The sequence below is a fragment of the Roseomonas sp. OT10 genome, from assembly GCF_020991085.1.
Classification (GTDB): domain Bacteria; phylum Pseudomonadota; class Alphaproteobacteria; order Acetobacterales; family Acetobacteraceae; genus Roseomonas; species Roseomonas cutis.
This window is the reverse complement of sequence record NZ_CP087719.1, coordinates 5,296,967-5,318,416: the sequence shown is the minus strand read 5'-3', so window position 1 is coordinate 5,318,416 and position 21,450 is coordinate 5,296,967. Positions and strand designations below refer to the sequence as shown.

At 64.2% G+C, this 21,450-nt stretch carries 18 protein-coding genes; 4 read left to right on the top strand and 14 right to left on the bottom strand.

The features are described from left to right. Positions 1–223 precede the first annotated feature (223 nt). The 6 genes from LPC08_RS24240 to LPC08_RS24215 form a co-directional block, all read right to left on the bottom strand. Positions 224–448, bottom strand: a complete 225-nt coding sequence (locus tag LPC08_RS24240) for a DUF6117 family protein (RefSeq protein WP_027297053.1) — start codon at positions 446–448, stop codon at positions 224–226. After that, a complete protein-coding gene (locus LPC08_RS24235; RefSeq protein ID WP_027297052.1) occupies positions 445–858 on the bottom strand; it encodes a hypothetical protein in 414 nt (137 codons plus the stop codon). Before LPC08_RS24235 ends, LPC08_RS24240 begins: the two co-directional genes overlap by 4 nt. 68 nt (positions 859–926) lie before the next feature. After that, entirely contained in the window at positions 927–1,145 is a 219-nt protein-coding gene (locus LPC08_RS24230) for a hypothetical protein (protein ID WP_027297051.1), read from the bottom strand. A 59-nt stretch (positions 1,146–1,204) separates the two neighbouring features. After that, positions 1,205–3,331, bottom strand: a complete 2,127-nt coding sequence (locus LPC08_RS24225) for a ParB/RepB/Spo0J family partition protein (RefSeq protein ID WP_027297050.1) — start codon at positions 3,329–3,331, stop codon at positions 1,205–1,207. A gap of 77 nt (positions 3,332–3,408) precedes the next feature. Next, positions 3,409–3,738, bottom strand: a complete 330-nt coding sequence (locus LPC08_RS24220; protein ID WP_027297049.1) for a DUF5983 family protein — start codon at positions 3,736–3,738, stop codon at positions 3,409–3,411. Continuing rightward, positions 3,735–4,694: an ArdC family protein gene (locus LPC08_RS24215; protein ID WP_072492859.1), complete on the bottom strand. Its 960-nt coding sequence runs from the start codon at positions 4,692–4,694 to the stop codon at positions 3,735–3,737. The genes LPC08_RS24220 and LPC08_RS24215 overlap by 4 nt, the downstream gene beginning before the upstream one ends. A gap of 260 nt (positions 4,695–4,954) precedes the next feature. Here LPC08_RS24215 and LPC08_RS24210 point away from each other — a divergent pair, with 260 nt between their 5' ends. From LPC08_RS24210 to LPC08_RS24195, 4 genes are all read left to right on the top strand, one after another. Continuing rightward, positions 4,955–6,829 carry a bifunctional diguanylate cyclase/phosphodiesterase gene (locus LPC08_RS24210; RefSeq protein ID WP_072492860.1) on the top strand — a complete coding sequence of 625 codons (1,875 nt, stop codon included), beginning with the start codon at positions 4,955–4,957 and terminating at the stop codon, positions 6,827–6,829. A 152-nt stretch (positions 6,830–6,981) separates the two neighbouring features. Beyond that, positions 6,982–7,407 (top strand): hypothetical protein, encoded by a 426-nt coding sequence (locus tag LPC08_RS24205; protein WP_027297286.1) that lies wholly within the window; start codon positions 6,982–6,984, stop codon positions 7,405–7,407. Positions 7,408–7,410: 3 nt separating this feature from the next. Further along, positions 7,411–8,277 (top strand): GIY-YIG nuclease family protein, encoded by an 867-nt coding sequence (locus LPC08_RS24200; RefSeq protein ID WP_027297287.1) that lies wholly within the window; start codon positions 7,411–7,413, stop codon positions 8,275–8,277. Next, the gene (locus tag LPC08_RS24195; RefSeq protein WP_027297288.1) at positions 8,277–8,981 is read left to right on the top strand and encodes a hypothetical protein; all 705 of its coding nucleotides are present in this window, start codon (positions 8,277–8,279) and stop codon (positions 8,979–8,981) included. Before LPC08_RS24200 ends, LPC08_RS24195 begins: the two co-directional genes overlap by 1 nt. Before the next feature lie 22 nt (positions 8,982–9,003). Here the strand turns inward: LPC08_RS24195 and LPC08_RS24190 are convergent, their stop codons facing one another. From LPC08_RS24190 to LPC08_RS24155, 8 genes are all read right to left on the bottom strand, one after another. After that, the gene (locus tag LPC08_RS24190; protein WP_027297289.1) at positions 9,004–12,276 is read right to left on the bottom strand and encodes an error-prone DNA polymerase; all 3,273 of its coding nucleotides are present in this window, start codon (positions 12,274–12,276) and stop codon (positions 9,004–9,006) included. Further along, the gene (locus LPC08_RS24185) at positions 12,273–13,793 is read right to left on the bottom strand and encodes a Y-family DNA polymerase (RefSeq protein ID WP_140926878.1); all 1,521 of its coding nucleotides are present in this window, start codon (positions 13,791–13,793) and stop codon (positions 12,273–12,275) included. The genes LPC08_RS24190 and LPC08_RS24185 overlap by 4 nt, the downstream gene beginning before the upstream one ends. Further along, on the bottom strand, positions 13,708–14,460 hold the full coding sequence (locus tag LPC08_RS24180) for an ImuA family protein (protein WP_058454232.1): 753 nt from the start codon (positions 14,458–14,460) through the stop codon (positions 13,708–13,710). Before LPC08_RS24180 ends, LPC08_RS24185 begins: the two co-directional genes overlap by 86 nt. A 157-nt stretch (positions 14,461–14,617) precedes the next feature. Further along, entirely contained in the window at positions 14,618–18,136 is a 3,519-nt protein-coding gene (locus tag LPC08_RS24175) for a DEAD/DEAH box helicase (protein WP_140926880.1), read from the bottom strand. Further along, a complete protein-coding gene (locus LPC08_RS24170; RefSeq protein ID WP_027297292.1) occupies positions 18,120–18,899 on the bottom strand; it encodes a Hachiman antiphage defense system protein HamA in 780 nt (259 codons plus the stop codon). The genes LPC08_RS24175 and LPC08_RS24170 overlap by 17 nt, the downstream gene beginning before the upstream one ends. 15 nt (positions 18,900–18,914) lie before the next feature. Continuing rightward, positions 18,915–19,721 (bottom strand): restriction endonuclease, encoded by an 807-nt coding sequence (locus LPC08_RS24165; protein WP_037251215.1) that lies wholly within the window; start codon positions 19,719–19,721, stop codon positions 18,915–18,917. A gap of 101 nt (positions 19,722–19,822) precedes the next feature. Further along, positions 19,823–20,860, bottom strand: coding sequence for a nucleotidyl transferase AbiEii/AbiGii toxin family protein (locus LPC08_RS24160; RefSeq protein WP_027297294.1), 1,038 nt, complete (start codon positions 20,858–20,860; stop codon positions 19,823–19,825). Continuing rightward, positions 20,853–21,446 carry a DUF6088 family protein gene (locus tag LPC08_RS24155; protein WP_058454399.1) on the bottom strand — a complete coding sequence of 198 codons (594 nt, stop codon included), beginning with the start codon at positions 21,444–21,446 and terminating at the stop codon, positions 20,853–20,855. Before LPC08_RS24155 ends, LPC08_RS24160 begins: the two co-directional genes overlap by 8 nt. Positions 21,447–21,450 lie beyond the last annotated feature (4 nt).

Sequence of the window (21,450 nt, the reverse complement as noted above, 5' to 3'; positions counted from 1 at the left end):
GGAGGGAACCTCGAGAGAGCAAGAACGGACGAGCCGGCCCGGCGCTCTCTCTCGACCGGACGGGCTCAACCCCGTCCCGGCCGACCTCTCACTCTGACGCGGTCAGCGACCATCGCTCCGGCTTGCGGGAAGCACGTCTTCGGCAGTTGCGCGTGCCGGCGGGCGATGCGCCGTTCCCGGCGAAGGATCGCACTATTGTCGCGGATCCGCCCGAGCGCCCGCGTCAGGGCGAGGCATCGGGTGGACGGTAGAGCTCGCAGGGGTTGCCGTCGGCCAGATGGCCGAAGGGCGTAAAAACGTAGTCGCCGTCGTCACGTCCAACGGCGCAGATGACGTAGCGAACCTCGCCCGTTGCGATCTCGGTGCATTCAATTAGCGCCAGGTCGCCGCTGGTCGCGGCGTACACCAGCGTCTCGAAATTGGCACGGGCATGGTCGGGAATGCTCATCGCGCGGCTCCCTGAGGAAGTCGATCGGCGAGCCAGCGTCCGGTGCTGATCCATTCGAGCGTCCGGCCGGTCGAAAGATCGAGCAGATGGGCGCCGCCAGAAAAGCCGTCGATTACGGGGTCCGAGGCAATATTCGCCCACTGGAAGCCCCAATGTCCGGTCAGGCCGAAGGCCGCGGCGCAGCGGGTAACGAAGGTGATCACCAGTTGCTGGTCAGCGCTGCCAGGATCGCGCAGCCACAGGCGAGCCGATCCGAATTCGGGCGAAAGGGTGAGCAGGAACGGCTCGGCCGGGGGATCCTCGCGGGAGTTTTCGGCCATCAGCGTGGTGTAGATGTCGAAGGCGCGCGTCGCGTTGGCGGCAGTGCCGACGTCGAGCAGGCAGGAAAAGCGGGTGAGAAAATCGGTCATGGCGGACTCCTGAAACGAAAAAAGCCCGGCGCTGGGCCGGGCTTGGGAGGGATCGAAAGACTGTCCGGCTAGTAGCCGAACCGCCAGGACGGCCAGTCTTGACCGTCGTCGGCGGCCTGCACTGCCTCGCCGAGATAGGCGGGATCGCCTTCGACGATGGTGGGATCGCGGACTGGCGTCTCATCGATGACGGTGACGCAGGCAACTAGCCCGTCCTCGACCTCGACATGCACGGGAACGAGATACTGGAAGACGACGCGCCGGGGCGCCGGGCTGGATTGCGACATGGCGTAGCTCCTCGATTGGGGGAATAGACGGAGCGGCCAAAGCCGCCCCGCCAGAGCGATCATTCGGCCGCGACGAGGTGGCGTTCATCGTCTTCGCCGGCGGCCTCCTCGTCATCGCTCGCGAGAAAGTCGGGCAACGCCGCCCCATCATCCTCGCCTCCGGTCTGGGTTTCCGCCGTCGACACCTCACCCTCGGCGACCACGCGCAGCGGCTCCGGCAGCCAGCCGGTGTCCGCCAGCAGGCGCTCGGCCTCCTTCGCCATGTCGCCCTTCTTCAGATGGTCGATGAGTTGTGCGGCTTGCTCGCCGGCGCCCTCGCGGACAGCCTGCAAGATGCGGGGCTTGGTCACCCGGTTGAGGTAGTTGCCGAAGGTCGGTCGCCAGCCGGCCTCGACCAGATCGAGGCCTGTCGCCTTCGTCAGGCGGTCGGCCTGCGAAAGCCTCATGTCGAGGGTATGCTGGCATACACCGCTGCCACTATGCGGGTTCGGCCGCTCATAGAGCGCGTTCACGCCATAGCTGACGCAATGCGCGAGGAGAGCCATGCGGCTGGGCTCATCCAGGTCGGCGAGCCAGTCCCACAAGGCTGCATCGTCCTTCGGGATATCGCCAGCCCAGGCGGCGTGGCGGTCCTGCACCGCACGGGCGGACGAGCTGTCCTTCAGCGCATCGTCCTGGGCCGGGAAGAAGACGTGCTTCACCCCGGCTTCCATGGCGCCCGTATACATGCGGGTCATGAAGGTGTCCGAGACGAGCTTGTGGAGGAGCGCCGTCATAGCGACGTGCGGGTTCTCCGCGACGGCGTTGCGCAGCGCGAGCGTGCGATAGGCCGTCAGCTCGATCACCAGGCGCTCCGGCAGCGGCTTGATGATGCCGTCATCCTCGTCGTCCTCGGGCTCGGCAGGCTGGCCGCCGATGGTGATGACCGCCCTCTGCACCGACGGCTCGGCCAAATCGCCGTCGGCGTCCACGCCGTTCTCGACCTCTGGATCGATCGGTGCTTCATCCTCCGCCCGCACGTAGCCACGGTCGATGGCGAGGCTGCCGTCATGGGCGACGCTGATGAAGACGCCCGCGCGCGGGATGTCGTCCGCCTCGTAGCGCATCGGCCGGGTCTCGAAGGCTGCGAGCGCCGTCTCGATCTCGCTGAGGCGCTGGTCTACCTCGTCCGGCAGTTCGTCGGCGCCTTCATACTCGGCTTCGAGCTTCTGATACTCGGCATTGAGCGCCTCGATGGTCGCCTGTTCCTCGGCCGAAAGGTCGAGCGGCTCGCCCTGCAATTCCCGCAGGCCGCGCGTCGTGTCGTAGGGAAAGCTGACCGCGACCTCGATCCACTTCCAGCCTTCGGCGGCGATCGACTCGGCGGTGGCCTTGAGCTTTTCGGCGACCAGGCGGTCGAGCAGGCTCGCGTCCTGCAGCCAGCCGCCATCATCGGACTGGAAGAGATCGCGCATGACGATGCCTCCCGCCTGTTCATAGGTCTCGATTCCTACGAAAACCGCGCGCTTGTCCGCGGCGCGAACGGTTGTCTCGGTCAGCATGCGCCTGATCTGGTAAGGCTCCTTCGACCAGGCGTCCTTGATCGCGTCCCAGACCTGCTGCTGACGGGCGTGGTCGCCCGACACGGTGAAGGCCATGAGCTGCTCCAGCGTCATGCCGTCTTCGGCATAAACCTCGAGCAGCGCTGGCGACGCCGAAGCAAGCCGCAGCCGCTGCTTGACGACTTGGGCCTGCACGAAGAAGGCCGCGGCGATCTCCTCCTCGGTCATGCCCTTGTCGCGCATGTCCTGAAAGGCGCGAAACTGGTCGAGGGGATGGAGCGGCGCGCGCTCGATATTCTCGGCGAGCGAGACTTCTTCCGCGAGGATCGCGCTGTCGCGCTCGCGCACCACGCACGGCACCGGCGACACCTTGGCGAGGCGCTTCTGCTTCACCAGCAGCTCCAGCGCACGGAACCGGCGTCCGCCGGCTGGGACCTCGAACATGCCGGTCTCGTTGCCTTCGGCATCGACGACCGGGAAAACGCTGATGCTCTGGATCAGGCCGCGCCGGGCGATCGAGGCCGCCAGGTCCTCGATCGAGACACCAGCCTTGATGCGCCGGACGTTCGACTGACTCAGGACCAGCTTGTTGAAGGGGATGTCGCGCGAGGGCGACAGGACGATCTTTTGAGCTGCAACAGCCATCGGGATGTACTCCGCGACGGGCGGCCAAGAGACTCTCTCTCGACCTCCAACCCGTCACGAAAAACCCGTCCTCCCTCTCACTCTCCTCCTGGGCGCGCCCGGCGAGACCCCGGAAGGGCATCGGCGCGACCAAGGAATCTGGCAAGCGCCTCATCCTCAGGCGCATCCCGGTCGAACAGGATGTATTCCGCGCCGAGGCGCCGCGCGTATTCGGTGATCCCCACCAGATCGGTGGGGAGATTATCGCGGTCGCCTTCTCCGACCCAGATGAACCAGCCGTAGGGTGTCGCCGCGACAAGCTCATCGCCCTGATCGGCGTGAACATTCAAATAGGTGCTCGACGCTTCCGAGAGGTGAGCGGTCGAGCAATCGAAGAAGACCCGGAGCGGGTACGAGATCATGCTCATGCCGCCCTCCTTTCAAGCTCATCGGCGGTAACGTCGCGGGCAGCGGCCTCAGGCGCATGCGCCAGCAGCCAATCGGCCGCCTTGCTCGCCTGACTTGCGGCCCGAACGATGGCGCGGTTGTCCTCGCGCAGGACCTGCAGCCACGAGCCGATATAGTCGGCGTGGCGGACGGTGGGCACGATGCCGAGTGAAGCGCAGCAGAAGGCCGCGTTCATTTCGGCGACCAATTCCTCGAACGCGTATTTCTTGGTGCCGAAGCCGCCGGTCAGGTCGCGGCCCACTCGGCTCGAGTGACCAGTCGCGTGTCCGAGTTCATGCAGGGCCGTGCGGTGCCAGTTGATCGGCTCGAAATAGGCTTGTGGCGGAGGGACCTGCACATAGTCGAGCGCAGGCACGTAGAACGCCCGATCACCGGCGATGCGAAAGTCTATGCCTGAGGCGCGGATCAGCGCTTCGACCTGTGGTTCGATCATCTCCTGCGGCGGCGGGGGCGCATTGACCGTGACGTCCTCCGGCAGGCCCTCGCACTGGGCTGCGTTGAAGACGGTGAAGCGCTTGAGGAACGGGATCGCCTGCGCGTCCTCACCGCTCTCGCGGGCGCGGCGCTTCTCGCCTTCTGGCGTGAAGCGGTCCGCATATACGACGGTCGTACCGCGCGCGCCCTTGCGGACATTGCCGCCGAGCGAGAGTGCTTGACGGAAGGTGAGCCAGCTTTGACCCGGAAAGCCGTGTTCGACCACTGCGCCCCAAAGGATCAGGATGTTGATGCCCGAATAGTGCCGGCCGGTGGAAGCGTTTTTCGGCATGGCAAGCGGGGCCTTCGCGGCCGTCGTTCCCCACGGTTGGACCCAAGGCACGCGACCGGCCTCCAACTCGGCGACGATCTTGTCAGTGATCTCGTCGTAAAGGCTGGCACGGTCTTGGCCTGGGCGTGGCGAAGCAGTTCGTCTGGACATCTCAGATCTCCGCGACGGGCGCCGGAAGCCTCTCTCCCAGCCCTAAACCCGTCACGGCAATCCGGTCCGCACTCTCACTCTCAGGGGGCGTTGCGGGGTCTCCCCGCAGAAGGGGTCGGCAGAGACCTTGGGCTCGGCCGCAGGGGAAGGCCTTCCCCCCTCGTAGGATAATGAAATGTTTATCGTGTTCAGAGGTCAGCCGTTAAGCAAACTGCGATTACCATCAGCGTTGGCGAAGTGTGTTCCTGGGTGACCCGTCGTTGCTGCGCTTTCAGAACGAAATTCTACGGATGATCGCGAACGGTGAGCCGCTCTTCGACACGATGCGGCAACTTTGCTTGCGGGTCGAAAAGACATGGCCCGGTGTGCTCTGTTCGGTGTTCGCCATCGATCGAACCGGCGTCATGCGACCGTTAGCGGCACCGAGCTTCCCGGAAGCCTATAGCCAGGCGCATGACGGGGTTGCGATCGGGCCCGACACCGATGCACCCGGGCGAGCCGCGTCTTCGCGCAAGCCAGTGCTCCTGGAGGAACTCGCGTCCGACCCTCGCGCCTCCCCTAGTGCGGCGATCATTCATGGACTTGGCGTATCGGCGTGTTGGTCACTGCCTGTGCTTGGGGCAGCGGGCGATACTCTAGCGGTGATGAACCTCTATTTTCACGGCGCGCGTCAGGTCGCGGATGTCGAGCGAGAGGTGGCTGAAGCCTGCGTGGAGCTCTGCGAGACAGCCTTCCGCAGACACGAGAGTACGCTCGATCGGGATCGTCGAGCGAATGTCGATGCACTGACCGGTCTGGCCAACAGGGCAGCCTATAACGGCGCGATGGCCCAGCTTCGCTGCGACGATGTCGGGTCGTGGGCACTGTTCATCATCGACCTCGACAACCTCAAGATCGTCAACGACACGTTCGGGCATCTGGCGGGTGACGCTCTGATCCGTGCCGCGTCGGCGCGTATCGCTCGCGCGATGGCGCCGGACGTCACCTATCGGATAGGAGGCGACGAATTCGCGGTCATCCTCCAACAGCCGGCAAATGTCGCCGACCTGAATGCTGCGGCCGAACGCGTATTCGACGAGCTTGAGGTGGCGGCGGACTGCGACGGACACACCGTCGTACCTCGCGCGACCATCGGCGGCGCGACATTGAGCAAGACCGAACGCACGGCGACGAGCGTCGGAGAAGCGGCCGATTTTGCGCTCTACCATGCGAAGGAGACAGGCCGTGGCGGCTTCGTTCGCTACTGGCCTGGCATCGGCTCGCGGATTACGAGCCGGCGCGCCGCGATCCGTGATGTCTCGGAAGCCTTGGCCGAAAATCGTATCGAGGCGCACTACCAGCCGATCCTGAGGCTGGACACCGGCCTCATCGTGGGGCTCGAAGCCCTGTGCCGACTGCGATCGCGAAGCGGCGATCTTCTTCCTGCCGGCTCTTTCCAGGAAGCAACGACTGACGCTCATGTCGCCTCCGAGTTGACGGCCCGCATGATGGCGATTGTCGCTGCCGACATAGGTCATTGGCAAAACGCGGGACTGCTCGTCGAGCAGGTCAGCCTGAACGTGTCGACAGCGGATTTCTACACAGGCAGCCTCGCCAAGAAGGTCTCCGAGACCTTCTCAAAAGCCGGCATCGGGCTGAACAAGATCGTGTTGGAGATAAGCGAGGACGTCTATCTCGGGCGGAATGATCGCGTCGTAGCGCGGGAGATCGAGGTGTTGCGTGCGGCCGGGGTGCGCGTCGCCCTCGACGACTTCGGCACGGGCTACGCCTCGCTGACGCATCTGGTGAATGTGCCGGTCGATATCATCAAGATCGACCGGGCATTCGTCGCCCGGCTGTGGCCTGACGATCCGAGCACCATCATCGTGGAAGGGTTAATCGAGATCGCCCGCCGTCTCGGCGTCGCAGTGGTCGCAGTCGGCATCGAGACCGAGGTTCAGGCGAGTCAGCTTTGGGCGATGGGCTGTGGGCTTGGTCAGGGCTACGCATTCGCATACCCCGCCGATCGCGATGCGACGGGCACGTTGCTCTACCGGCATGCAGCGTCCGGCGCCGGAACGTCTCCTCTCTATGCCGATCGACCATTGTCTCGTCCGAATGGGCGCGTTTCGAAGCGCCGTACTTCGGTGGCGTAAGAGGCGCGCCAGAAACACTTATTCCCGCGGAAGCGTAACTCCTGAAAAGAGGGTTGCGGCGAGCTCTCGCCGTCTTGGTCGATCGAAACGACACGACTCTTGCAATGCCGCCTCCAGCGTGCAAATTTGCACGATCAATGCAGGAGCGCACGATGCCCGATGATGTTGCCCCACCCCTTCGCTACTTCAAGACCGGAGATTCCGTTCACGTAAGGGCTCAGCAGGTCTGGCTGATCCTGGTGTCTACAGTCATGTCGTCCGCGCGCAATCCGCGTCGCCCGACCGTCATCACCTACGGCGATCTTGCCGAGGCCATGGGGATGGATCGCCGGGCCGGTATCACGCTCAACCGGCAACTTGGAGTGGTCGGCGACATTTGTGTGGCCAATGACCTGCCGGCGCTGAACTGCATCGTCATCAATGACCGGCTCAACGCACCCGGAGATCATGTCGTCACGCGCCGGGGGCGGACGTGGCAGCAGGAACAAGCAGACGCCATGACGACTGACTGGTTTGCTGTAAGGGTGCCGACCACCGGGACGCTGCGTAAAATCCGCTCGGCGGCAGTGGCGGAATAGCGAATGAAGCTCTTCGCCACGAGAGTATGGGGTTTTGGCTTCGCGCGGCTGCCTCTTGCGACCTTCGGCGTCAAAGGCAATCTCGGGCGGCTGCTGACCCTGGCAAAGCGCGGCGACCGGCTGGTGTTCGTGGGAACACAGACGGAGCGGACCGCACCGGAGCATCAGGGCCGCATCCTGGGGATGGCTGAGATAGGATTCGAGCCCTTGCGCACGCTCGATCTCGTCGAGCGCGAGGCGCTCGATCCGAGGGACTTCGACGCTGCCGGCAACTTCAAGTTTCCGCATGCCGTCGCGACCACTCGCGTCTGGCAGTTCGAACCCGCGCCAGTCTTGACCCAGCTGTTGTCTCGACAACTGACGATGGTTGCAACCGCAGGCGTGGAGGAGATCGACGATCCAGCCGATGTCGCCGCTGTCCTCGCACTGAACGCCGTTGAGATCGATTTGCCCCCGCTGCCGGTTCTCGCACGGATGCGGCGCCTGAATGACGCGCTTAGGAACACCACCGGTCCGCGCCCCACCGATGCCAGCTATAACGTCGATCGCTCAGGCACGGACGGCGAGGCCTGGGCTTATGCATTGCAGTTTGGCAGCCGCAACGTTTGGAAGATCGGGTGGGCCGACGACATCGACGAACGCTGCGCCGCCGTAAATCAGCACATTCCCATTGAACTCGGCGGACTGGAGCAATGGACTGTGAAATTCCGACAGCGGATGAAGAACCGCGAAGCCGCCTACAAGATGGAGCAACGCGTCCTCACGTTGCTGGATGCGAAGCGCAAGGGCTTTGAGCGCGTGCATTGCGCCCAAGCCGATTTGCAATCGGTTTGGGCTCGCGCCTTTCTCGACATCGTCCAGGAGGACTGATGGATCTGTCCTACTGGATGCGGCAACGCACCGACATCATCCGGCTGTTCTATGACAAAGGCCGCGTGCCCTTCGAGCAGTTGAAGCGGGATATCGAGGAAGAGGTCCGGCCATGGGAGCCACCTTACTTCAATCCGGAAACCGACGACCCGGAGCCACCGTTCCTCGCCGAATGGATGCAGGCGGACCAAACTCGCGAACTGGTCGGGATGGTCGCGGTATCGCTGCTCGTCGATACGTTGAGCCTCTACTTCGCCGAGCTTGAGCGCGAGATCGGCATCGCCTTTGTTGACCCGAAAGAACGTGTAGCCTTGTTCAAACTAGGGAAGGTCGAGGCCTATCGCCAGATCATCGAGCATGTGATGGGCGAGACGTTCAGCATGTGCCCCGTCAGGTTCGACGTCATCGAACAGGTGATCCTGGCCCGTAACGACTTCGCCCATGGCCAGGATTTCGTCTCGTTCCAAACCACGCACAATGAACGAACGGTCGAGAAGCATCCGAACCCGTTCTTCACGAATCCCGCAGAGCCTGTCGACGAGGAGGACCTGGGGGGATGGCGACGCCTCACGATCGAAGTCAGTCGGGAAAAGCTGATGGCGGCCATCGACGAGGTGGAGAAGTTGGCTGACTGGGTGCATCGGAACGACGAAGCCGTATGGGAGTGGCGAGCTCGGACGGTGGCCGCGAAGGCCAGAGATTGACGACTCAGTGCCAAGTCTGCGCTCAACGAAAGTCTCTCGTCCTCACCTTGATCGTGTCCAGATGGAGGTCTGGGATGAAAATGTCGCGCGGCCGAACGGTCCGGGGCGGCAAGCCACGTGGATCGGGCGTCGGCGAGCCATGGTGAAACTCGTCGCCGCGACCATGCGGTAACGGGAAGGCGGTCTCTCGATCGCCGACGCTCGCCAGATCGGCGGAGAGGTCCGTGAGCCGCTGGGCGACGAGATGGACCACTTCACCCTCGCGCTGAACGCGACCGCGCACCGCGATCATACCCGCGGACAGGATCGTGCGACGGTTCTGCTCGAAGACCTTTGGCCAGATCACGAGGTTCGCAATGCCGCTTTCGTCTTCTAGCGTTATGAACATGACGCCCTTAGCAGACCCTGGCCGCTGTCGGACCAGCACGATGCCGGCCGCTTCGAGCCACCGGCCGTCACGCGCCTCCATAGCTTCGAGGCAGGTGACCATTCGGCGTCGCCGCAGGTCGTGCCTTAGGAAGGATACGGGGTGATCCCGTAGAGAGAGGCTGACGTGGCGGTAGTCTTCGACGACATCGCCACCGGCCGTCATGGGTCGGAGGACGATGGCCGGTTCGGCAATCTCGGGCACGATTTCCGTTTCGCGGGCCGAGGCCGCAGCAAAGAGCGGCAATGGCTCATCCCGAAGGGCTTTGATCGCCCAGAGCGCTTCCCGACGAGCAAGACCAAAGGGCGGCCGGAAACCGTCTGCCTCAGCGATGTGCGTCAACGCGCCCACGGGCACGCCAGCTCGGCGCCAGAGATCGTCCACCGACATGAAGGGATGTCCCGCCCGGGCAGCGACGATCGCTGCGCCATGGGCGTTCGCCAGACCCTTGACCATGCGCAGACCGAGCCGAACAGCAAATCGGCCGTCATCATCGATCGGCTCGAGCGTGCAGTCCCAACGGGACGCATTGGCGCACACCGGTCGCACCTCGATGCCATGATCTCGCGCATCACGCACGATCTGGGCCGGCGCGTAGAACCCCATGGGCTGGCTGTTCAGGAGCGCTGCGCAGAAAACGTCGGGGTGCCAGCACTTCAGCCAGGCCGACGCGTAGGCGATAAGCGCAAAAGAGGCTGCGTGGCTTTCCGGAAAGCCGTAAGAGCCGAAGCCTTCGAGTTGCTTGAAGGTCTGCTCGGCGAAGGCAGCGTCGTAGCCATTGGCCACCATGCCGGCGATCAGCTTGTCCCGGAAATGCGATACACCCCCGGTGAACTTGAAGGTCGCCATCGACTTGCGCAGCATGTCGGCTTCCCCGGGCGTGAACCCGGCGCATTCGATTGCGACGCGCATCGCCTGCTCCTGGAACAGGGGAACGCCGAGGGTCTTTCCCAGGACCTTTTCGAGCTCCGGCTTCGGATAGTGGACAGGCTCTAGCCCCTCCCGGCGCCGAAGATAGGGGTGAACCATGTCGCCTTGGATCGGCCCAGGCCGGACGATGGCGACCTGAACGACGAGGTCATAATAGGTACGCGGTTTCAAGCGCGGCAGCATGGACATCTGCGCGCGGCTTTCGATCTGGAAGGTGCCGAGCGTATCGGCCTTCCGGATCATCGCATAGGTGCGAGGATCCTCCGCCGGGATGGTCGCCAGATCGAGGTTTACGCCCTTGTGCTCGGCGAGCAGATCGAGGCCCTTCTTCATGCAGGTCAACATGCCGAGCGCCAGGACGTCGACCTTCATGAACTTGAGAGCGTCGATATCGTCCTTGTCCCATTCGATGACCTGGCGATCGACCATCGACGCGGGCTCGATCGGCACGAGATCGTCGAGGCGGTCATGGGTGAGCACGAAGCCGCCAGGGTGCTGGCTGAGATGGCGGGGAGCGCCCATCAGCTGCCGGGCAAGGTCGAGCGTCATCCGAAGGCGCCGATCGGCGAGGTTGAGGTTCAACTCCTCGACGTGACGCTTCTCGACGCCTTCTTCCGACCAAGCCCAGACCTGCGACGACAGAGTGCCGATCAGGTCTTCGGGCAGGCCGAGCGCCTTGCCGACGTCCCTCAGCGCGCCCTTGGTGCGATACCGGATGACGGTCGAGCACAACGCTGCATGCTCTCGGCCATAGGTCTCGAACACCCACTGCATGACGATCTCGCGCCTCTCATGCTCGAAATCGACGTCGATGTCGGGCGGCTCGCGCCGTTCCTCGGAGATGAATCTCTCGAACAGCAGGTCGTTGCGGCCCGGATCGATCGAGGTGATGCCAAGAACGTAACAGACGGCGGAGTTGGCGGCCGATCCGCGACCCTGACACAGAATGTCCTTTGACCGCGCGAAGCGAACGATGGAGTTCACGGTGAGGAAATAAGGCGCGTATTCCAGTTTCTCGATCAACCGCAACTCATGCTGGAGGGCGGCGGTCACGCTTTCGGGTACGCCCTCGGGATACCGTTCAGCGGCCCCCTCCCAGGTGAGCTTTGACAATGTCTGCTGGGGCGTAAGCGCGGGATCGTCTCGCTCTTCCGGATACTGGTATGCAAGTTCGTCGAGGCTGAAGCGGCAGCGGTCCGCGATCTGCAGCGTCCGGGCAAGGGCCTCGGGATAGCGGTTGAACAGACGATGCATTTCGTCCGGCGGCTTGATGTAGCGATCGGCATGTCGCTCTCGCCGATCGCCAAGCGTATCGATCGTGACGTTGTGACGGATGCACGTGACCACGTCCTGCAGGATCCGCCGGGCCGGCTCGTGGAAGAGGACGTCGTTCGTCACCACGGTGGGCACGCGCATCTGTGTGGCCATGTTCGAAAGCTCATGCAGTCGGAGCTGATCGTTTGGCCGGCGGCGCAAGGTGAGCGCGAGATAGACTCTGTCGCCGAAAGCGTCCCGCAATCGCCGCAGCCGGAACGCGCACTCGTCATCCGCCAAGTCGGGTACGAGCGTGACGATCAGGCCTTCGCCATACGCGACGAGATCAGGCCATTCGAGGACGCACCGGGCCTTGCCCCCTCGCTTTTTGCCGAGGGACAGAAGACGGCAGAGGCGCGAATAAGCGGGTCGATCCGTCGGATAGACCAGCACGGATGTCCCGTCAGCGAGGTCGAGCCGGCAACCGACAATCAGGCGAACGCCGGTCGTCTTGGCCGCTTCATGAGCACGGACGACGCCGGCGAGCGAATTCCGATCGACGATGGCGACGGCCTCGATCCCAGCCAAGGCCGCTTGCGCAAACAGTTCCTCGCAGGAGGACGCGCCGCGCAGGAAGCTGAAGTGTGAGGTGACCTGCAGTTCGACGTAGCGAGGTGAGCTCATCCGAAGACCCCGTGGATGAACCAGCGGTGCGACCCCGTCGCCGTGTCTTCGCCGTCACCGGCACGATAAAGCCAGTAGCGTTCGCCGGCGTCGTCCTCGACCCGAAAATAGTCTCGGACGGCGACCAATTCGGCGTCGCGTTTCCACCACTCTCCGAACACGCGCTCCGGTCCATCACCCCGGCGGAGTCGGCGACGCACGCCGCGCCAGGTGAATGAAACGGGCGGATGATCAGGCAAGAGCGCTACAGTCTCGACCTGCTCCGGATGGGCCAGCAGACGCGAGGGCCGCGGCCAATGGCCGGGCCATGCTGCGCCCGTATCGGCGGCCATCGCCGGAATGCGGCCAACGGAGCGTTCCGGAACGTCGCTCGCAACCGGCGCCAGCCGATAGAGCGCCTGCTCACCCACCCGGTTCATAAGCGTATCGATCAGGTCCGAGACGTCCGGCACACTCTCCTCGATCAACGAACTGACGGTCTGCCGACGCTCGATCGGCTCAGCGACGCTGGCCGCAAGCGTCATCACCTCGATTCCGAAGCCGGGCTCGATCGTCTCAATCTTGTCGCATAGGAGGCGCGTCAGGCGCTTTGCATCCCGGACCGGCGTTGCCATTCCAACCCGGACCGCCTGTGAGCGACTGTCGACACGGTGGCAGATAAGGTCGAGGCGTCGTGCGCCGAGACCCGCTGCCTCGAGGCGGTCGCAGAGCTGATCGACGAGCTTGGCGATGTAGCGGGCGATGGTCTCCGCCGCGCCAATCGGTTCCGCGAACGACCTGCGCACTTCGATCAGGTCGGCGGGTCGAATCGGATCGATCGGCTCTGACAGATCGCCAAGCGCCTGATCGATACGGCGGCCGATCGCTGGACCGAAGCGCAGGGTGAGCGGCGCGCGCGGCTGCGCGAGGATATCTCCGATGGTTTCAAAGCCAAGCGTCCGCAGCGCCGCGACTATCGAAGCGTCGATGCGCAGCGCGGCCAGCGGAAGCGGTTCCAACAGCGATGCATCATGACGTTCAGGAGCGATTATCGTCGCGCGGGCTGCAAACCGGGCCAAGGCGTGGGCCGCGCCCCAGCTGTCGGCGATCGCACCGCGAGCGGCGATACCGGACATGGCCAGCCTACCGATCAGGCCCTCCAGCATGACAGCTTCGCCGCCGTGAAGGTGATCGGCTCCGGTCGAGTCGATGATGATCCCGTCTGGAGGATCAGGGGCCACGACAGGCGCGTAGCGCAGGAGCCAGGTGGCGAGCCGATCAAGTGCCTCCACATCGGCTGCCGGCTCGGCATCTTGCACGATGAGGTCTGGCACCAGGACCTGAGCCTTGGTCACAGGTATGCCGGGGCGAAGGCCGGCGGCCACGGCAGCAGCATTCGCCGCCAGCACCACCCGCCTGTTTCCTTCCCGGCCAATCAGGACGAGCGGCGCCTCAGCCGGAGGCGCCGCGTCGCCAGCCTTCCGCCGAAGCCGGTCGGTGGACCAGCTCGGCAGGAAGAGCGAGACGACCCGTGTCATCGCACGCCTCCAACTCGAAATCTGCACTCTCGCCCGCGCGTGCGCGGATCAGTTCGACCAGCCAGCGGGCACGCCCTACGCCCGGAACAGGCAGAGGTGTCGATGGCACCATAGACACGCGCCAGCGTGTCATCGCGGCGGTGGGTTGGCCGAAATCAGTGGCTTCGGTCTGTCGTCGCCAACGCCGCAGCGCGATACCGATCGATCCGCTGCCCTCGGCTGCCAACTGCAGGCGGCGCGAGGCTGTCATGGAAAGCCGGGCCACCTCACCGAGAACCGCCCCTAGACCACCATGGCGCAACCCTTCCTCCATGCAGGCCAGCACGGTCTTGTCATCGCCGGCTTCGAGATAGATTACGCGATCGGACGCAAGACCTGCCTGGGCGATCGCCGGCGCGAACAGGTCCGGACGGGTGATACACCAGAGGATCTTGCCCTTGGTTCGAGCCGCGACGCCCGCGCTGAACAAGGCTGCTGCAGCACCATCGACCGCGCCATTCCCACCGCCTGCAATCTCATGCAGCGCGCCAAGCGCCAACCCGCCACCGGGGAGTCGTGAGTCGACGTCGGCAATCCCAAACGGGAGAACCGATTTGGCGCGCCGACTCCGGCCTTCGATCTTCTCGATCTGCGCGCGCAAAGACTCTATGGCGGGTTCGGGCCGCACGCTTCCAGTTGACCTCCGGATAAGGGTTCGTCATCATGTTCTCTATTTGTTCTATCTTGCGCGTGTGAGAGTCAAGCCGGTTTTCTGGACAGGAAGAGTTTTAGCCAATCTTGAAAGAGGACGCGCGTAGCCGGTCCGGTGAAAAAGACGTGGACCGCTACGGCGGCGAGATATCCGCCGGTCCTAGATAGGCGATGTCGATCTTGCTGACATCCGTGGCTACCACAGCCCGGAGCAAACCGATCCGGTCTGGATTAAGCGCAGCCTGGAGGGTGCCAAGCGGCGCGGCGTCGGCAGAAAGTACGCGGGGTTGCCCGCCCCAGTAATGAACTTGGACCGGTGTGCCCGGAGGCGGCGGCGCTCCAAGCCAGTTAACCGACGCCCAATAACGCCGATCAGCCCAGGTGCGGTTGTCAGCGGGCATGAAGCTGTTTGTGAACTCCGTCCAGATCGCCTTCGTCTCTGCGGTAGGCCAGTCGGGCAGAGCGCTCCAGGCGGCGACGGCGTCCGAATTGAGCCATTCCCGCAGCTCCTGTCCCGTCGTGAAGGTCGCTGCGGTGTCGGTGACTGCCTTGATCGCGGCAAGCCGCGAGTTGAAGCCGGCTTGGATCAGGATCGAGGCTGACCGATTGAGCGTGCCGGTCTCCACCGCAGGAACTGCTGCGCCAAGTTCGTGATCCTCCAGTAGAAGATCGAAAACGCCGACCGTGTCGCCGTTGGCGGCCGCCCGAACGCGGATCGCCTCCATCGCCCAAGGCAGGCGATAGACGAGGCCGCCCTCTACAAATTGCAGGGTCTCAGAGGCCTGCGCTGCGCCCAGCGCCGCGAGCGGTTGGCCAAGCAGCCATGCGCGCAGGATGTCGCGCCAGTTCGCCGGCAGGGGATCGGGGGTGAAGGGATAGAAGGCGAAAACCCGTTCGGCGAGGCCGGCGATCGCAGTGATCGCCCCCTCGGTGTCTCCTTCGAGGATCGCGCCATTAGCTTGGATCAGGAGAAGATTGGCGTCGGCGGCGATGACATCGAGCGCATGGCCTGTCGTCAGCCCAACCCCCGCGAGGAAGTAGCCGCGTCGTCCGGCGGCCGTCGACTGACTCCAAATGAGTCGGCTGCGGGACACGAGGCCGGCCTTCAGCACCTGTCGAACCTGCAGGTCCTGGCGCTGCAGACGGCGGTGCCACAGTGAGGATTGGAGGATGTCGTCGAGGGCCGTCTCGATGCCCTCATCGGGAATGTCGTTTTCCCCGATGAGGCTCAAGATCGCCGTATCGAGCGTTGCGACATGTCGTTCCCAATCGGCGAGCGCGCGTTCGCGTTCTTCGGGCTTCTCGTTTGCGACTTCCGGGAAAGTCCAGGCGGCCGCGTTGTTGACGACGTACTCGACCAGCTGATTGAGGTCGCCGCCGATGCGCGAGCGCATTCGCGTCAACAGCATCGCGACAAGCCGCACGAGGCCGCTTTCCATCTCGCGCGCGCCGAGGTCGGTGATGAGGGCTTCCCAGTTGCGCCGCTTCTTGGCGATCTCGTCGAACATGGGGAAGAGAACGATGCCCTCGACATCGACATAAGCGCGGCCCGCGCGGCCGATGACGTTCTTGAACTCGCTGATCTCAATGCGCTCGCCAGCCCGGTGAAGGGAATACATGACGACGGCGGTGGCGGAGAGGTTGAGGCCCTGCGCCAAGGTCGGAGATGAGATCGTGACCTTGAGAACATTCTCGCGTAGCAGGCGCTCGACCTCCTTTCGATAGGCGGTGGGGAGTGCGCCATGGTGAAGGGCGACACCGAGGCGAAGGCATTTCAGGATTGCGCTATCGGCGCCCAGCCATTCCTCACCAAGCGCAATCGCCGTGTTCAGAAGGTTCGGGTCGGCCTCGAGCAAAGAGCGCAGGGCGCCGCGCTCATGCAAATCGACGATGACGTCCGCAAACGGCTCGACGCTGCGCCGCTCGGGGCAGAAGATCAGGACCGTCTGACCATCATCGACTAGCCGCCAGGCCGTCGCAAGGCAGAGTTCGCGCTGGTCGTCGGGAAAGAGACGGGTGCGCCGGCGCTTCGGCGGAATCCAGTTGGGTGGGGCCGCACCGGTGAGAAACCGCTGGACCCAGGGCCGCTCGTCGCCAACCCGCAGGTTGAGCCGCGCCGTTGGAGACGTCCAAACCACTTCACCGAACCGCAGCCGGGTCGGCCGCCAATCGTTCTTGATCAGCCCGCCCGGGTGATCGCGCCGCAACCAGGCGGCAAAGTCGTCGAGCTGGTCGCCATCTGGCAGGATCGCCGAAAGGCAGACGATCCGTCGCTCCTGCGCGTCCGGGCGACGAAGAAGCCGCTGGATCTGTACCTCGTAACGGACCTCACGCTCGTTGGGGCCGATCATATGCCCTTCGTCGAAGACCAGCAGACCGACATCGTCAAGGAGCGAGGGGTCGTTGCGCAGGGCGAAGTCGAGCTTCTCCGGCGTCGCGACCACGATGTTGCGCTCGCGGATGGCGTCCTCGTCGAAGCCGCTGACGCCGATGCTGCCATATAGGGCCGAGATGGTCTTGCCGAGCGGGCCGAAGGTCCGCTGCAACGTGGTCTCGGTCTGTGCCGACAGCGCGCGCAGCGGGGTGACGAAGACCACCCGCTTGCCGCCCGCTAGGCACCTTAGAATGCAGAGTTCGGCGATGCGGGTCTTGCCGGCGCTTGTCGGCAGCGACACGACCAGGTCGTCGGACTGGTCGGCCGCCCGAGCGGCCGCCTCCGTCTGCGACGGCCAGAGGTCGATTTCCGCTTTCGGGCGACGCTGCAGTAATGCGATGAACAGCTCGCGCAGCGGCTGCCAGTCGGCTGCGGCACCACCGGCCGGCTGAAGCGGAACCCTCTCGTGAAAGGTGCTTGACCAGAGATCCGAGAGGAGGTGGATCGCGACGCGATGCGCCCACCATTGCGGCAGCATGTTCATCTCGCTGCAGATCGCGAGGCTGGTGCGAAGCCGTTCGAGCGCTTGGTCGATCAGCGGCCGCTCGCCCCGTTCGAGAGCGAGCAGGAAGAGCGACATGGCGGCCATGAAGGCATCGGTGAGCGCGATATCGAGACCGTCGAAAAGGAAGTCGTTGCCGTCCTCGGGCGGGGCGGCAACGGCTTCGGCCTGATCGAGCTGAGCTTGGATGTCTGCGGCGATGCGTGCGTCGCTGCCTTGGCCGGAGGCGCGATAGTCGAGGACGCTGGAGCGCAGGGCGCCGAAATTGCGGCGCATCAACTGCGCGAGGGCCCGCTCGACCGGCGAAAAGTTCTCGTCGGTCTCGACGATGGCGAGCAGCGAATATGCGCGTGCCGACAGATGGGCGAGGTGATAGGCCCCAGCGGCCATGACGAAATGGAAGTCGCGATCGACCTCCTGGCGGTCGCCCTTGGCCATCACGGCTTCAAGCGCCGTGGCCGCCTGCTCGAAGGCGGTGCGCGCCTGGGCAGCGTCGCCGCCAAAGTCGCGAAGGCGCAAGCCAAGGCCCAGCAAGGCATAAGCGTAAGAATGAAGATCGTAGCTCAGTTGGGGCGCGAAGGCCGGTGCGTCGGCCGGAAGAGTGCCATCGCGCCAGATGATCGCGCGGGCCTGGCCGCGTGCGATCAGCCGCCCCCGGAAGCCGGCGGTCGCCGCTTCGGCGATGTCGGCCGCGATCGCTTCAGGGGTTGTTGGCATCGGCGATCACTCGATCATAAACCGCGCCGATGAAGGCGGCGTGCCCGTCGATGTATAGCCCAATGCCCCATTGGTTGATGGCGCCGGGATAGGCTTGAAGGGAAGCGGTCAGCAGCGCCTCGGGCGCGTTGCCGGAAAATGTGAATAGCAAATGCTTGACGCTCTGCGGCGGAATACCGTGCTTGAGTAGCGCGTCGTCGATCGCATCCGCCAGCGGCAGATTATCGAGTTCAAGCAAGCGGGCCGAGATAAAGGACAGGGCGTGCGCCGAAGGCAGTCCGCCGTCCTTGTCTAGGCCAGCACGCGCGTCGGTCAGGACCTGGCCGGTGAGCGTGGCACGGCTCTTCGCTTCGGTCTTTAGGAAATGCAGGCGCTGCGACTGGGCGTCCTGCAGGATTCCGATCACGTCGTCGCCGCGCATCGCCATGTTGCGATGGTCCTTCCAACGCAGGCGCTTGATCGGAGCTCGGTAGCCGCCGCTATGCGCGTCGATCCATTCGGTCGCGTAGATCTCGCCAAGGTCGCCAGACCGGATTTGCTTGGTCGTCGGCAGTTTGCCTTCGATCAGCGCCGCAGCCGCGGGCTTGCCGAGCCTGGCGAGCGCGCGCGCCAATTGTTCTTCCGAGGCGTAGTGCGCGGGTACGATGGCGGCAGTCGCTTGAATGCCGGTGGCGAGGCTCGCCGCCTGTCCGGTCATCACCCGGCGATGGTGTGTCCCTACCGGCCCATCGACAGAGACGCACCAGTCATTGAACTGCGCCATCCTCGTCCCTCCCGGTCATTGAGGAAAGAGGTCGCGGACGCGCATGAACGGCGAGCCGGTTTCAGCGGCACGGCGCACCTTGCGTTCGAGAACTTGGGTGAGTGGGAGTTCACGGTCGAGCATCTCGTAGAGATCGAGCCCGTCCATGCAGATGACGCGCTTGCCGCGCCCGAAGGCCGAAAGGCCCTCTTCAGTGAAGCCGCTGTTGCTGACGAACAGGCCGCGGGTCCAGGCGGCCTTTTGCTCGATCTTGCCATGGAAGGTGTGCAGCTCGGCGACGCCCATCGGCTGGCCGTGCCACTTTGCCTCGACAAGGTAGGTCTCGCTTCCGAGTTGGAAGCTCCCGTCGATCTGCTCTCCCCGCAGCCGAAAAGGCTCTTGGGCCGCGAGGCCAAAGGCGTCGAACAGGCCTTTCAGGAATCCTTCGAAGGCATAGCCGCGCGCATGAGGTGCGAGCGTGGTGACGCGAAGGAGGTCGGACTTAATCTTCGCGACCGCTTGCCGATCGACAGGGGGAGGCGAAGGGCTCGCCGCAGGACGTTGGGGTGAGGCGCCGCCAGAAAGGCGGTTTATCAGTCCCTGATACCGCGCCTCCGCATTCGCGACGGGGTCAGCTCCGCCCGACCGGGCAAGATATTCGGAGCGATGCTCCCAGAGCGCGGTCAAGGCGCGGACGGCTGTCGAATCGTCGCAGGTCTGCAAGAAATAGCGCAGGCGCTTGCCCTTTGACCCTCCATTGGCCGAGTATTTCGGATCGTCTATGTTGACCTTGAGCTCTGAGGCAAAGAAGTCCGAGAAGCTGGGATCGGAGAAATCCAGCACGAAGCCGGGACCCCGGACGAAGTCGACGAGGTCGTCAATGAGGCGCAGGTCTATTGATCTAATCGAACTGATGTCCTTTCTCCCCAGCGGACAGCTTTGAGTTAGCTGTTGATCGTTTTTTCAAGCGCGGCAATTCTCGCGAGTACGTCGTCGAATGAAAGCGGTGTCTGGTCAAACATCATCGGCATCATCGCCCGATAATCGGCTCGCAGATCTTTGGCCCGAGCGCCGTCCGGCATGAGCTGGAGCGTGCCTGGCCGTGCCGTTTCGTAATTGGCCCAACCCGAACGAAAGAACGTGGCTTTGTGGCGCGCTACCTGCACCAGCAAACCGAGATCGGCAGCGGCGGCTTGGCCGTCGTCCGTCTCGAGAAGCATGGCGAGGTCATAAAAGTGCCGCGAGAAATACAGCGGCGTGGGTGACCCGGCGGGGCGATGCGCCTCCGCATGGAGCGCGGTCGCCTTCTCCCAGAAGGTCCGCCTCGCTGACAGCACGGTCACGCTGGTGTCGGGATCGGTGAAGAAGTCTGGATAGTCGTCGGCCGCGTAGGGGCGGATGACTTTCTCCTCTGTCGGCCAGGGATCGCCGCGCGCGCCGAGCTCGAATTTCACGCGCGGCGTGATGTAGGCCATGCCTTCGTATTCGGCGGTAGGCAGCGCGGTCGGATAGTGGAAGTTGACGGTCTGCGCGTCACCGGCGTCTATCTCTAGCGACCACTCGCTTTCGGTCGGCTCACCGAGTTGTTCGACGATCGCGGCGCGAAGCGCTGGCAGAAGTCGCTCGGCGATGTGCTGCTCGACATCGCTGACTAGGTCGTCGATCAGCCGAGCCGCCTGCTTCTTGCTGATCCCCTCCTTATCGGGGTCGCGCTCGCCGGTGTATCCGAGTTCGGAACGGTCGAACGACAAGTCGATGTCCTCGGAGAATCGGCGAATAGCGTTGAACGCTTTGGAGAGCGACGTGCCGCCCTTAAAAACGAGGGTTGCCGTGGTGCCCTTCGGTAGACCGAACAGGCGCTTCAGGCTCCAACATACCCAGAAGTCCTTTTCGATGATCGTATTGGCGACGCCCCGCCCGGCGCCGGTCTCCCCGAAAAGAGCTGCACGATCGTCGGTGGGAAGGCGGGCGACATCATCCATCGATATCGGCCACCGCTGCGTGGGCAATCGAGACGAGCGTGGGTCGCATCCAGGCGGGCGCTTGAACGGCGGTTGAGGCCAACGTCTTCTTGTCGTTGGCCGAAAGCCGGCGCGCCGCGACCTGCGCGACGTCAGCCGCCCGAACGGGGCCGACATGACGAAGCGCCTGAACCACCGTCCCGGCGGGGCTGCCCGGTGCGATCAGATGCTTGGGCGAGGCGTGACGAAGGTCGACGACGCGCTTTCCCAGCACGACGCGCCGCGACGGGCCGTCGGTCAGATAAGTGCTTTGTGCCGGGACCTGGGTCGAAAGGCCGAGCGCGTTCGCTGCGCGCGCTCCGGAGATCTGCACCTGCGAGCCGGTCTCCCGCGCAAGAGCGTGGGCGACATCGTCCGGCGCGGGTGACAACGCCCCAAGTTTCGGGTGCAGCTTGGGAAAGTCGTAAAGCCCACGCGCAAGCCGCCGGAGCTGTCCGCCCTTCACTAATCGGGAGAGTGCCTGATCGACAGAAGAGCGGGCGGCAACTGTGAGGAAGTCGCTAGGCGTGAAGACGCTGCCACGTCCGCTGGCGCGGACGCGTTTCATGAGC